The sequence below is a fragment of the Enterococcus sp. DIV0210g genome, from assembly GCF_050559705.1.
Taxonomy (GTDB): Bacteria; Bacillota; Bacilli; order Lactobacillales; family Enterococcaceae; genus Enterococcus_B; species Enterococcus_B faecalis_A.
The window spans coordinates 838502-852883 of sequence record NZ_CP187903.1 but is presented as its reverse complement, the minus strand read 5'-3'; the positions used below and the strand labels follow the sequence as shown (position 1 = coordinate 852883).

Here is a 14382-nt window from a genome sequence, read left to right as displayed (position 1 = left end):
TTAGTATTTCTACATTTGTACGAGCCAAGACCGTCCATCTTGCGCAGTTGCCTTCACAATAAATGTTTGTTCCTGGTCACACAAGATTCTCAGCTCGAAACCTGCAGAAACATCTTTCGGCAAGTTTTCAGCTGCGTTGACTTCTTCCCGATAAATCGAAGCAGCAGCAAAAAACGGCGCTTGATTTTCCGAGAGTGAATAGCTTAGTTCTCTGCGGGTGCTTTTATCTGCGCCCCAGCCGTTGATCGTCAAAATCTTTGTTTCAGGATCCCAATTTTTTTGGTCGATATGCAGCAGGAGTTCTTTTTCTTGGATTTTCTTAGAAGTTTCTTTCATACGGCGGAAACCTCGTTCTTTGACTGACCATCGTTCAGGATCCAATAATGAATGATAACGCTGAGCTGTTGTATCCAATTCTCCTTGAAGTACGTTCATGTTTTCTTGCAAATGCCGCTTTTCTTTTGTCAAATGATCAATTTTTTCTTCCAGCTGCTGCTGTGCATGTGCCATTGGTTTGATCGTTTCCATCAATTCATTCAATGTTTGAGAAAATTCACCAGTAAAACGATAATGGCAATGGATCGTTAATTCTTTTCCAGCTACTTCATCGATTTCAAAGTACGGCGTTTCTGATCCATCAAAAATATAGCAGTCTTGTGCTGTTTTGATGACCGCATTGCTATTGATAAATGGTAATTTTTCGCCAGCTGCTTGAACCGAAAATTCAATAAAACTTGGCTGTTGATCAAAACGAACCACAAATTTGTTCAAATCAGCAGGCATTGGCAAAACAAGTATTTCGTTTTCCCCGGTATAATCATTGATTGGGATTGATTGGACAGTTTCTTCGGTATTTGTATAGTACACTGCTTCGATCGTTTTGACATACGTTGAATTTTTCGGCTCTGCTATACTTGCCTCTGTCGGATGTTTTTTCAATGAAAAGAAGTATTGATAAACTTCGCCAAATGGACGCATTTTGAACGCATACCGTGTTTCTGGCGGCAAATCTTGATATTCAGACGTCAATTCTGTGTCTTCTACTGCCAAATGAAGGTAATCTTCAATATTGATGAACAATCCTGCTTTTTCAAATACTTTTTGGAAACCTTCATGTGTATAAAAAGAATTATGTGTTTCGTCTAACAAACCGTAAGAAGCCCAAGGCAACTGATTATTGAACAAATCGATCAATACAGAATTGTGCGCCAAATTAGGGAAAGTAATCAGGATCTCGCCCTCTTCATTCAAAAATTCTCGAACTTTCGCCAGCGTTTTTCCTGGATCGACCAAATGCTCCAAAACATCTGCAAACAAGACATAATCAAATGTCTTGCCTTCAAAATAATTAGCCCATTCGAAACTCTCGATATCTCCGTAAAAACCGTCTTGTGCAATTTGACTCACGAAATCAAATAATTCTTTATCCAATTCTACGATGCTGACTTCACAATTTTTTGCACCAATCAAATGTTTAGTCAACCGTCCATTTCCTGGTCCGAATTCTAACACTTTGCTTCCTGGTTTTATCTGTGCAGCAATTTTTCCGACACTGCTTTGCTCATCCAAATCCATCTCAAAATCATATTTCATCTCTGTGTTCTCCTTCTTCCCACTCGTGGTCTAAAATCACGATGCCTTCGCCGATGTAAGACCCATTTACAAATAGTGTCATATATTTTGTTTTATATACGAGAGGCACTGTCGCATTTTCTTCAAAGACTGCGACATCAAAGTAATATTCTCCTGCTAAAAGTCCTAATTTTGTATATTCCAGATAAAAGACGTTGATCCCTTTTTTCCATGGAATCTGGATGTTGTCTAGTAAAGTATTCAATCCGCAAACATAAAAATTATCGACCGTCCGCAACGCGATTCCTAATACGGGATTTTTGATAGAATCGTCTTTTACTTCATAGGTGACTTTTACATAAAGTTTTTCGCCCTGTTCGATCATATCGACAGGCTGTTTATTTTTATCCAGCAACTCAGCGCTGAGCACATCTACGATATCAGGCGCCGCGTGACGTACGACAGATGTTTTGTTTCGGTCAACTGATTTCACTGATTTTTTCTTCAAGAAGTTTTCATAGTTGGTCGTTACTTCCATCGTGTCACCAAATTCTACGACCTCGCCATTTTTCATCCAGTAACAGCGATCACAGAAACGTCGGATCGAACTAATATCATGTGAAACAAATAGGATCGTTTTTCCTGAATTTTTGATTTCAGTAAATTTCTCCATACATTTTAGCTGAAACTCTAAATCGCCAACTGCCAATGCTTCATCCACGATCAAGATATCTGGATTGACATTGATTGCTACTGCAAATGCCAAACGGACAAACATCCCGCTTGAATACGTTTTGACTGGTTGATAAATGTGCTCACCGATGTCTGCGAATTCGATGATATCATCGACCATTCCATCGATTTCTTCTCGTGAGAATCCTAAGACCATCCCATTCAAATAGATGTTCTCATAGCCGGAATATTCCGGATTGAACCCAGAGCCAAGTTCTAACAAGGCAGAGATTTTTCCATCGATTGCCATCGTTCCATCTGTCGGTGTCAAAACCCCTGTGATGATTTTCAGCATCGTTGATTTTCCTGAACCATTTTCTCCTACGAAACCGATCATTTCGCCTTTTTTGATTTTGACGTTCACATCTTTTAACGCATAAAAAACATCGTGGTAGGATTTTTTAAAAGGATTCAACGCTTCCCGAAAACGATCGCTGGGTTTTGCGTACATATTATATGATTTGGTGATATTTTCTAAATCGATTGCATATTCTGTCATCATTATTCTCCTTACAGCACATCTGAAAAATGCGGCTTCAATCTACGGAAGACTGCTGAACCAATCACAAATAAAGCAAGTGTGATGACCCAGAAATAAAGTGTATACATCCCATGTTCCCAGAACCAAGCTTGACTCAAGAATGATTCACGATACCCTTGAACGATGTAGTACAGCGGATTTAATTTTAAAATTCGAACGATCGCTGGGTTGAATTGGCTCGGACTCCAAAGAATCGGCAATGTCCACATGATCAACTGCAACAAGATCGTGATCAATTGCATGATATCTGGCAGAAAAGGCTGGATAGACGCTGTCAGCCAAGTCAGTCCTGTCAAAAAGGCACACATACAGAAAAGATAATAAATCACCTGCAGTGTCATCAATGAAGGAAAAATCCCATGGCCCAATGCAACGACTAGCCCGATCAAAATAAAGAATAAATGAGTATACAGGTTAGACAAGATTTTTGTACTAGGCAGGATACGGATATTGAACACAACTTTTTTGACTAAATATGTATATTCGCGGAATACCAAAGTCGTAGAAGTGAATGTATCGGAAAAGAAGAACCACGGAACCATCCCTGTGATCAAATAAACGATAAAAGGGTACTTTCCGTCTGTCATTGCTGCTCTTAATCCGAATCCAAAAACCAGCCAATAGATCAATACAGTGAACACTGGATTGATGAATGCCCAGAAGATTCCTAAAAAAGAGCCCGCATAGCGAGATTTAAAATCATTCAAAGAAAATTGCAGCAGCAGTTTTCTATTCTGGTAAATATCTTTCATAAATGAAAACAAGTCTTTAAACATGTATTTATTCCTCCAAGCAAATTCTTACAATCAACTGCCATTTTACCATACTATCAGCATTTGATTGATTCTTTGTCTAATTCTTAATTTTCTATTAACTAAAATGATCCGAACGTTATTATTCTACAAAAGATATACCTTAATTGCAATGAAACAGAAGAAAACCTGTATAACAAGCGAAACTATGTGACATTCCCTTTCAGACAAGCAAAAACGGACTGATGACAGTTGTCGATCAGCCCGTTTGGATTCTGCTAAATAATTGTATTAATTTCCGTGATATCGTGCAACTCTTGATTCTGGATCATAGGTTTGCTCATCGGTGTTTTCGATCGGTGCAGGTGGTGCTTCTGGTATTTTTTTCTTCTGAGAACCATGCGCACTCATTCCTAACAATAGATAAATGATCGGCAGCCAAGCAAAAGAAACCAGGGTATCTTCCATAAAGGATTGTGTCATCACACCAAAAAATGCCCATAAAAATGTCATTTGGCCATTGCTCAAATCAGCTTTCAGTGTTAAACGTCCTACAAAGAACAATAACAGCAGAATAACAAGGATCAATCCAACGATTCCATAAAGATTTACAATCGAATTATAGCTGTTGTGGTTTCCTAAAATTTGATTTGGTCTCTTCGTGTATAAGAATGGTTTCATCCCTACCCAGACTTGACTTGTTTTTTCTGAAAGAGTCTGATAAAAATCTTTCCAGATATCTTCTCTTCCCGTAAACAAGTTGATTGTTTCTGATTGTGCAGCGATATAAGAAATCGGCAAGGCAAGTACAGTGGTCAAAAGATAGGCGATAAATGGTGCTCGAATAAAACGCATCACCACTTTCGGCACAATATCTAACAACCAAAAGACGATCATGGCAACCAACGCCCCGCGAGATTGACAAACCCAGATTGCTAGAAATGCAGCAACATTTGCAGGCACAGCCAACAGCCGCATGTACCATCTTTCAAAAGAGCTGGCAAAACCTGTGACCAGAAAAGCAAGTGTCATCAGCGAGCTGCCGATCGTATTCGTGTTGATCCAAATATCTGATAACTTATTATCTGCTGCCCAGATACTTTGACCGTCTGGCACTTGGATCTCTGTAAAGACCCGATAAACTGTTATTCCTAAAATAATATAAAAGACCAAGAAATAAAATACACGATCCCATTTCGTGAAGTTCGTCCATTTGATTGTCAAAACAAATCCGATGATCAATGGAATCAGCATATCCCCATAAAAGGAACTCGATCGACTCTCTCTAAAATAGGCAAAGAAAAAATAAATTGCTGCAGCCGCGCCGATATAGATAAAATCGGCGCCGCGTGCTTTGTAGATATTCAATAAAAATAAAACAATCACAGCATACGCAGCAAATTGCGTACTGTGTTCATATAAAAATGAAGCATTTGGGTCGCTTAACCCTGTCGTCCACACAAAATAAAAAGCTAATACGAAAAGGAGGACGAAGATAACGCTCATTTTGTCGATTATTTTCTGTACTGCTCTTTCGATTTTTCCCACTCCTCTTTTCTCCTGAATCTTTTTTACTTTGTGTCATATCCAAGAGTTGTCTTCTTTATTGGCCAAGCGAAGGCTCATCCTGCATATAAGAATAGTCTACGCTGAATATCATAAATCCATCCTTGTCTGGACCATACAACTGCGTGAATTGCGCTTCATACAATTGGTTGTAATCAGTCAACGGACGCTGGCTGACCACATATTTGATTCCTAGTTTTTTGGCATCCTCAAAATTCAGCGTTACAGAAATCTTGTCTGGACGGTCCAAATGGAATTTCGTATCTTCTTTGGCAATAAATGCCCGTGTATGCGCATAACGATTGTAGTATTTTTCATACTTCCCATCTGGATCAACTTTTTCCCAAGCCTCTAAATCAGGATAAAAGCGAACGGTATTGAATGATTTTACCCCTAGTGCTGGTGTGAAGTTATAGATTTCATCTTCTGACAGCCACATTTGATCTGGATCAGTTTGGTCGATTTTTTGGATCTCTTTTGCAAGCGTCTTTTCAAAGATAGCTCCTGTTCCTTCTACGATTGGATTGACGAAAAATCCAGAAGCAATGACAAGAGCGCCAAAAGAAAGATAAAAGAGTTTTTTGCATTTGAATAGTGCGAATGCCAAAATCAGCGTTCCCGCCAGAGCGACACCGATCGTTTCAAAATCAGAGAAGTAACGTGTCATTTTTGAGTCTGTGATACTGTAATAAAAAAGACCAGCGTTTACGACTAATAAAATGATTTTGTACCAGTTTGGAATCACGTTTTCCTTCCAAATATAACTAATGAACCAAATCGTCAGCAAGAGTGCGGCAAACCCAAACGTCAGCAACGCACGAAACGGTGGGACATAAGATAACAAAGTTAATTGTGCCAATGGTTTTGGCAAGCCCACTGCGATCCAGAAAAACGAGAACAAACAGAAGATCATCAAGATTCGGCCAATCAGTTTTTGTTCACTGTTCTTTTTCCCAAACAAGACAAAAGGACTTGCTAATAACACAGTTGGGAAGAAATGATAGAACAAAGCAACTTCTGAATTATTGGAAAAATTGATATCTTCAAACGGGATCTTCCAGTTCGTCAAGAAATAGAAGAATTCGCCAAGCCGCCACTTCCCGCCGGTACTTACTCGGTTTCCAGGATAAACTGTGTTTAGAGACGCCAGCAGCGCATCTTTAGAAATCGACCAGAAGTGCCACAAGATCCCTCCAAGAATCACTAGCGCGCCAATAATCAAGACCGCATCCAGCCAATCCCAAACGATCGTCTTTTTATAATGGATCAAAAGACCAACGAAATAGATGATCAAAAGATAGGCCAACATCACTTGATGGGCCGGATAAATGACGAGAATAAATCCTAGCCCGAAGATGACCGTCAATAACATCATCAAGATCCTCAGCCATTTCTTCTGATGCTGAGCAAAATAATAATAAAAAGTGATCATTAAGCCGACCGTAAAGAAAATCAAATCTCCTACGTGCTGCATAAACCACCATTGCACAGCCGGGGCAAAAGCTACGGCGAACGCCCCAACAAATGACAAGCCTTTCCGCCTTTGCGTAATGATCATCAGCAGTTCAAAGCTAAGCAGAACCAAGCAGACGAGTTTCATTGCCCAGTAAAAAGAATAGCCGCGGTCGCGCCCAAGGAAAAAGAATCCCCAGTTGAATGGTTTGCCGATCACTGTGATATCTTTGACCGGAGAATTGTAAGCAATAATCATATTTTGTCCTGAAAGTGAATATGTATCATTGATCACTGGATAATCACTTTCAACTTGTGAGAAATAAAACGGTGTCTGGACCAGCCATTCATCCGAACGTACTTCCCGATTCTCACCAAATAATACATCGGTTTCTTTTCCATCTGCTCGTTGAGAAACATACTGATCCCACACACCCATAGAGCTGCCGTTCAAATTGAATGTCACGGCGACGATGATGACTAGAAGTCCGATCAAATAGCGTAAGCTAAGCAAAACATCAAATACTTTCAAAAATCCATTTCTAGATTTTTGTGAGCTGCCGGTATTACGGGCAGCTCGTCTTGTCTGTGTCTCCATATATTTACCTAATTCCTTCCCAACTCTGAAAGAATCATTGTTTATTCGCTTCAGCTTGCGCAAGCATTTGTGCTAACGCTTCTTGCCAAGTTGGAATAGAGAAACCTAGATTTTTCGCTTTGCTTAGATCCATTACTGAGTATTGCGGGCGCGTTGCTTTTTGCGGAAATTCTTCTGAGGTAACTGGTGAGACTGTCACATTCGTATTGTCTTTCAAGATTTCTTTTGCAAACTCATACCAAGAGCAGCTGTTGTCGTTTGAAAGATGGTAGATGCCATATGGTGCTTTCTCTTGTACTAGATATACCATGAATTCCGCTAATGTACGTGTCCATGTTGGTCGTCCAAATTGATCATTTACGATGGTCAATTGGTCACGCGTCTCAGCAAGTTTTTGCATCGTGAACACAAAATTATGACCATAAACGCCAAACACCCATGATGTACGGACGATATAGTAATCTTCTAAGATCTCCTGAACCGCTTGTTCGCCTAAAAGTTTTGTTCTTCCGTATTCGTTTAATGGATTTGTTTGATCATCCACTTGGTATTCACTGTCTTTTTTCTTTCCATCGAATACATAGTCTGTACTGATATAAATCAGTTTTGAACCAGCTTCTTTTGCAGCTAGTGCAACATTTCTTGTACCATCTACATTGATTTTTTCATCTAATTCGCGTCCTTCATCTTCTGCTTTATCTACAGCTGTGTAAGCAGCACAATGGAAGATGAAGTCTGGTTTTAACGTCGTGATATATTCCATTGTTTTTTCAGCATCTGTGATATCTAATTGATGCGCATCTGTCGAAACATATTCGATTTCTTTTTCATCTAATAAATGACACAGTTCTGTTCCAAGCTGCCCATTTCCTCCGGTTAATAAAATCATAGCTTCTCTTCCTTTCTGTTTAAAAAGGAGCTGTGCCATAAGTTCCCAGCACTCAGTTCGAATACCGTCTTTTGTCCAGCAGGCGTTTGCCGCAAAATAACCATTACAACAGTTGTCGAATATTCGGAGTTATCGCTGGAATTGGACTTACGTCACAGCTCCTTAACAATCTTTTTAATTGATGGATCGATTATTGGCCGTTTTTCGCGTAAGCTTGCTCCACGGCTTCTTTTTCTTTTTTCCACCAATCTTCATTTTCTTTATACCAGTTGATGGTGTCTGCCAGTCCTTCACGGAAATTCGTAAATTCTGGTGTCCATCCAAGTTCTTCTCTTAGTTTGGCAGAGTCGATTGCGTAACGCAAGTCATGTCCAGCGCGGTCTGTGACGTGGTCGTAAGCATCTTTTGGTTGACCCATAAGTTCTAAGATCAGCTCCATCACAGTCTTGTTGTTTTCTTCTCCGTCTGCACCGATCAAATAGGTTTCTCCGATTTTTCCTTTTGTCAAAATCAACCATACAGCTGAAGAATGATCATTTGTATGGATCCAATCCCGCACATTTTTTCCATCGCCGTATAATTTTGGACGAATACCGCTTAAAACATTCGTGATTTGACGAGGAATGAATTTTTCTATGTGCTGATAAGGACCATAATTGTTTGAACAATTAGAGATCGTTGCTTGCAATCCAAACGAACGTACCCATGCTTTTACCAGCAAGTCTGAACCAGCTTTAGTCGAAGAATAAGGGCTTGACGGATTGTAAGGTGTCTCCGCAGTGAATTTTTCTCCTGGACCATCGCCATGTCCTGGCAAATCTTCTCTTAAAGGCAGATCGCCATAAACTTCATCCGTAGAAACGTGATGGTAACGCACACCATGTTTCCGACATGCTTCGATCAATGTGTAAGTGCCGATAATGTTTGTTTGGACAAACGGAAACGGATCTTTTAATGAATTGTCGTTATGTGATTCAGCAGCATAGTGGACGACCGCATCTGCTTCTTGCACTAAACGATCAACTAATTCTGCATCTGCGATATCTCCAACCACTAATTCTACACGGTCGCTGGGAAGTCCAGCTAGATTTTCTTTGTTTCCAGCGTATGTCAGTTTATCTAAAACAGTGACATGGACCTCTGGATGGTTTTTTACAACATAATGCACGAAATTAGAACCAATAAATCCCGCGCCTCCAGTAACAATGATATTTTTCATTCGCTATCTAGCCCTTTCACTTTAAATTTCACCATAAATAAATGGATTCTCTTCTTCAAACGCTTTTAGCGTAGGATGGTTGTGGTCTTTTTCAGACATGATCGCTTTTGAAGGATCGATTGGCCAATCGATTGCCAATTCCGGATCGTCAAATGCAATTCCGCCATCAGCTTCTGCATTGTAATAATTGTCGCATTTATAAAGGAAGTTGACATTCGGCGTCAATGTGACAAAACCATGTGCATAGCCTTTAGGAACAAGTAATTGGCGATGGTTGTGTTCTGAAAGGATATAACCTTCCCATTTGCCGTAAGTTGGGCTGCCTTTACGGATATCGACAATGACATCCAAAACAGCTCCTGTAACGACGCGGATCAATTTTGTTTGAGCTGCTTCGCCTTTTTGGAAATGAAGTCCGCGTAAAACGCCAGCTTCTGCTGATAATGAATGGTTGTCTTGGACAAAATCAAAATCCAACCCATGTTTAGCAAATTTTGCTTTCGAATAACTTTCTGTGAAAAATCCTCGATGATCGCCGAAGACATCCATTTCAATGATTTTTACATCTGTCAGATTCGTATCGATTACTTTCATGCTTTCTTACTCCTGTTCTTCTGCTAACCGCAATAAATATTGACCATATTGGTTCTTTTTAAGCGGCTGTGCTAATTCTGCTAATTGCTCTTTTGTGATATAGCCCATGCGATAAGCGATTTCTTCCAAGCAGGCAACTTTCAGATTTTGACGTTTTTCGATTGTTTCAATAAAGGTTGAGGCTTCTAAAAGTGATTCATGTGTGCCTGTGTCAAGCCATGCAAAGCCTCGGCCCATCAATTCTACAGAAAGTGTTCCTTTTTCCAAGTAAGCTTTATTGACATCAGTGATCTCTAATTCGCCGCGTTCAGATGGTTTGATTGTTTTTGCAATCGAAATAACATCATTATCATAGAAATAAAGACCAGTTACTGCATAATTTGATTTTGGTTCTTCTGGTTTTTCTTCAATCGATAAAGCTTGCATATTTTCATCAAATTCTACTACACCAAAACGTTGCGGATCATTGACGTGGTAGCCGAAAACTGTTGCGCCTTCTTTTTTAGCTGCTGCACGTTGTAACATTTTTGATAATCCGCCGCCATAGTAGATGTTATCTCCTAGCACCAAGCAGACGCTGTCGTCACCGATAAACTCTTCACCAATCAAGAAAGCTTGAGCCAAGCCGTCTGGACTTTCTTGGATAGCATATTCGATATTAAGTCCTAAATCATGTCCGTTACCGAACAGCTCTTCGAAACGAGGTGTATCTTGCGGCGTTGAAATAATCAAGATATCTTTGATTCCAGCAAGCATTAATGTAGACATTGGATAATAGATCATTGGTTTATCGTAAATCGGCATTAATTGTTTTGATGTTGCCTTTGTTAGAGGATACAAGCGTGTACCGCTGCCTCCTGCAAGAATAATTCCCTTCATGAATAAAAGCGCTCCTTTTCCATTGTGAATTTCATTTTTCATTATCGCATCATTCACTGTATTTGTCATGAAATTTCTCGTAATTTTATTAGCGTTTAAATACTTTGCGCTGGAACAATGCGGAAACAAGCTGCCAGCGCCAGCGGAATTTTTGTCCAAGTCCTGTGCTTGTTTTAATCTCTGTCGCATTTGACTCATGTCTTCGGTAAAGCGTCAGCGGTTCCCGGATGAACGCTGTTTTTCTTCCGCCCAGAAGTCCGATCCACATATCATGCATCGGGATTTTTTTAGGCAAAGGCAATATCTCACTTTTTAATGACGAGCGAAAAGCCATTCCTGCTCCGATATAATTACTTCTTATAAGATTTCGTATCCAGCCTTCTTTTGCATTTCGATATTCAAAATAAGAAGGATAAAGAACATCAAGGTCAGTGTCTACGATCCGCAGATCCGTAACGACGACCTGAATATCAGGATGTTCAAAAAAGTACTTTTTGATCGTTATTATCTTCGTGTCCAGCCAAATATCATCCTGGTCAGCTAATACGATCAATTCGCCGTTTGCTTGTGCAATAGCATAGCCGAAATTTGCGATAACCCCTTGGCGCGGACCTTCAAATAATTTGATGCGCGGATCTTTTTTCTGATACTCTGCTAAAATATCCAGTGTTTGATCTGCGGAACCATCATCCGAGATGATCACCTCATCTTCAGGTGAAAGCTGGCATAAAATACTATCTAATTGTTCGCGGATATACTTTGCTCCGTTGAATGTTGCTATACAAACAGAAAGCACCTTCTCACACCTTTCTTGACTGGATAAATGTCCGCAGCGTCTGCCGCCATATTTTGCGGTCACGGACGGTCAAAAAATGTTTGATCGTCCGTAAAATCAGCTGTTTCTTATGCTGTTTCAAATGTTCTGTATCATATTTTTGGTAAAATAGATTTTCTGCTTCTGTTATTGATCGGTATCGTTCAATGGACATCTTTTTATAATCAAGAACAGATAATTCATGTTCAAAACGTACAGGCAGTACATAAATCGTTTCTTTTTCTTGATAAATGCGCCAAAATACCCAGTGATCCAAAAAGTCCAAAGAAAAAGCCGGATTGAATCCGCCTATTTTTTTTAAAAATCGAATAGAAAAAGCTGTTCCAGAATTTACTGCCATGATCCGTTCCGCTATTTCTCCGATTCTTTCGACTGGCTTTGCTGTACGATCAATGTAATCCGAAGCATAAAGAGGAGAAATCTGCCTCTTGCCGGCAAAAATCTTAGGGACAGCAGCTGCAATGTGTTTTTCTGCGGGAAGTTCTAAGAGTTTTTCATAATAATCAGAAGCGATTTTTGTATCCTGATCCAAAGCAACTAACCATTCCAAATCTGCCCCTGCTTTTAATCCTCGGTTGTACGCAGATGCAAGTCCTGGATTTGTCGGCTCATGCACGTAGCTGATTCCGTTTATTTTGAATAACGGATCATCTTGCGGATTTGGGCTGTTGTCAACGACCAATAGTGTAGTTTGCCCTAATAAGACGGCTTCTTTCAATAAAGTATACGCAGGCGAGTCAGAGATTTTTTGTTTGTAAAGAACGATCACCGTCAAAATATTGCTTTTCATTAGAAAAAGACCCACCCCCACTTATTGAAAAATTTCCTCATCGAAGACAAAAAGACACGAAAGAGTTTGAAATTACGATGTGCACCTTTTCCATAAAGATGGATCACGGAATGAGCAGGTGTATAAAGAAGTTTTTCTCCAGCTTGTTCAAAAGACATACAAAGATCATTGTCTTCAAAATACATGAAATAACGCTCATCAAAACCATTTACTTTCTTGAATTTTTCGATATCCGTAACCATAAAACTGCCGGAGATCATTCGAACATAACTGTCTTTATCAGTCGGCAAATCACGGCATTCAAAAGCAGACAGCCTTTTTTCAAACATTTTTTTGACAAAATCAAAAGGAATGAAGCGCAAGATATAGTCAAAAACATCAAGACGACGACGGATCAAATATTGGGGTGTACCATCTTCATTCAAAATCTGCGGTGCCAACATCGCGCATTCTGGATGATTTTTCAGTAACTCTACCAATGCAATGATCGTTGACTCTTCTACCAAAATATCCGGATTGAAAATAATGCCATAACGATTTTCTGCATGCAGCAGTGTGTGGTTATGTCCAAAACCAAATCCTTGATTTTGATCATGGAAATAAATAGTGATATAGGGATAGATCAAATATTCTTTTAGCTTTTCGCGGTAAGCTTCTTCAGAATCATTGTCAAAAATCACTAATTCGATTGCTGGATTTTCGCCTACTGTCTCAATCAGAGTATCCAGTGTACGAAAAATTTTTTGGCTGTTTGCTGTGACGATACTTACTAAGATCGGTTGTGTTTCTGTATGTGTTTTGTCCATCTAGTGTTGTTTCCATTTCTTAAAATATTTCTGCATGACTTGCGTACGGTATTCCTTATTCCCTAAAAAGCGCATCGTTTTTAAAATCACCTGATGTTTTTCGCTGATCAATCCAATCAATTCAAACAAAAGAATGACTGCAAACAGCATAGCAATCACTAACACGATAGTACCGATCACACCTGTATAATTCATGATCATCGCTGTAAAAGAGAACATCAGAGCCATCGCATAAATCGCAAGTACAGCCCCTTTATGTGTAAAACCAAGACTCAGCAGACGATGATGAAGATGTTTTTTATCTGCTGTAGAAAAAGAGACTCGGTTGGCTTTTCTTCTAATAATAGCAAAAAAAGTGTCCGTTACTGGTACGCCTAAAACAATCAGCAGAGAAATCGAAGAGACGAACGTAACGTTTTTCAATCCTTGAAGAGACAGCACTGCTAGCATAAAACCTAAAAACAGTGCGCCCGTATCGCCCAAATAAATCTTCGCCGGATAAAAATTGTAAGGGAAAAAACCTAAAATACTTGCGACCAGACAAAAAATAACTATAGGTATGTAAACGGTAGATGCATGCAGAAAAAAATAACCGATAATACCAATCGTTGTTAAACCAATCAATGAGACCCCTGCTGCCAATCCATCCAGACCGTCAATCAAATTGACAGCATTCGTAATACCGAAAATCCAAAAAATCGTTACAGGAAAGCTTAGCCACCCCAGCTTGATATGGCCTAAAAACGGTAAAGTAACAGAATCAATATGGATATTTGCAATAAAATAAACAACAAGAGCTGCTAACAAGATCCCTATACTTTTCTGTTTAGGCGTCAATTCAAATCGGTCATCTAACACGCCTGTGATGATGATGATCGAAGCCGCGATAATGATTGGGAGAATATAAAAACGAGGAATGATCGATTGAAACAAAAATAATGTAGATATAACGAATGAGAAAAAAATCGGCAGTCCGCCTGCACTCGGCATCGGCACTTTATTGATTCTTCGCTCATTTGGATTATCCACCATGCCCAGCTGGACCGAAATGATTTTAAATATCGGTGTTAATAGTAAAGATAGCAATATCGTCAAAAAAAACTTTATTACCATACTAAAAGAAACAAACATACATCCACCTACTTCATTCTTTGAGT

13 protein-coding genes are annotated in these 14382 nt (G+C 39.5%); all 13 read right to left on the bottom strand.

Translation table 11 applies throughout. The features are described from left to right. Positions 1–9: 9 nt before the first annotated feature. Positions 10–1593, bottom strand: coding sequence for a class I SAM-dependent methyltransferase (locus IGI64_RS04215; protein WP_429939569.1), 1584 nt, complete (start codon positions 1591–1593; stop codon positions 10–12). After that, the gene (locus tag IGI64_RS04210) at positions 1583–2803 is read right to left on the bottom strand and encodes an ABC transporter ATP-binding protein (protein ID WP_034862013.1); all 1221 of its coding nucleotides are present in this window, start codon (positions 2801–2803) and stop codon (positions 1583–1585) included. Before IGI64_RS04210 ends, IGI64_RS04215 begins: the two co-directional genes overlap by 11 nt. An 11-nt stretch (positions 2804–2814) precedes the next feature. Next, the gene (locus IGI64_RS04205) at positions 2815–3621 is read right to left on the bottom strand and encodes an ABC transporter permease (protein ID WP_016624101.1); all 807 of its coding nucleotides are present in this window, start codon (positions 3619–3621) and stop codon (positions 2815–2817) included. A 267-nt stretch (positions 3622–3888) separates the two neighbouring features. Continuing rightward, positions 3889–5145 (bottom strand): EpaQ family protein, encoded by a 1257-nt coding sequence (locus IGI64_RS04200; protein ID WP_429939568.1) that lies wholly within the window; start codon positions 5143–5145, stop codon positions 3889–3891. A gap of 55 nt (positions 5146–5200) precedes the next feature. After that, positions 5201–7213 (bottom strand): DUF7657 domain-containing protein, encoded by a 2013-nt coding sequence (locus IGI64_RS04195; protein ID WP_429939567.1) that lies wholly within the window; start codon positions 7211–7213, stop codon positions 5201–5203. Between the two features lie 34 nt (positions 7214–7247). Further along, entirely contained in the window at positions 7248–8102 is an 855-nt protein-coding gene (gene rfbD / locus IGI64_RS04190) for a dTDP-4-dehydrorhamnose reductase (RefSeq protein ID WP_034862018.1), read from the bottom strand. 190 nt (positions 8103–8292) lie between these two features. After that, the gene (gene rfbB / locus IGI64_RS04185; RefSeq protein ID WP_016624105.1) at positions 8293–9321 is read right to left on the bottom strand and encodes a dTDP-glucose 4,6-dehydratase; all 1029 of its coding nucleotides are present in this window, start codon (positions 9319–9321) and stop codon (positions 8293–8295) included. Positions 9322–9342: 21 nt separating this feature from the next. After that, on the bottom strand, positions 9343–9915 hold the full coding sequence (gene rfbC / locus IGI64_RS04180) for a dTDP-4-dehydrorhamnose 3,5-epimerase (RefSeq protein ID WP_429939566.1): 573 nt from the start codon (positions 9913–9915) through the stop codon (positions 9343–9345). Between the two features lie 6 nt (positions 9916–9921). Further along, positions 9922–10794, bottom strand: coding sequence for a glucose-1-phosphate thymidylyltransferase RfbA (rfbA, locus tag IGI64_RS04175; protein ID WP_429939565.1), 873 nt, complete (start codon positions 10792–10794; stop codon positions 9922–9924). Between the two features lie 88 nt (positions 10795–10882). Next, positions 10883–11590 (bottom strand): glycosyltransferase family 2 protein, encoded by a 708-nt coding sequence (locus IGI64_RS04170; RefSeq protein ID WP_016624108.1) that lies wholly within the window; start codon positions 11588–11590, stop codon positions 10883–10885. Positions 11591–11594: 4 nt separating this feature from the next. Continuing rightward, on the bottom strand, positions 11595–12419 hold the full coding sequence (locus IGI64_RS04165) for a glycosyltransferase (protein WP_429939564.1): 825 nt from the start codon (positions 12417–12419) through the stop codon (positions 11595–11597). Then, entirely contained in the window at positions 12419–13225 is an 807-nt protein-coding gene (locus IGI64_RS04160; protein ID WP_016624110.1) for a glycosyltransferase, read from the bottom strand. The genes IGI64_RS04165 and IGI64_RS04160 overlap by 1 nt, the downstream gene beginning before the upstream one ends. Next, positions 13226–14356, bottom strand: a complete 1131-nt coding sequence (locus IGI64_RS04155) for an MraY family glycosyltransferase (protein ID WP_429939563.1) — start codon at positions 14354–14356, stop codon at positions 13226–13228. Positions 14357–14382: the final 26 nt, after the last annotated feature.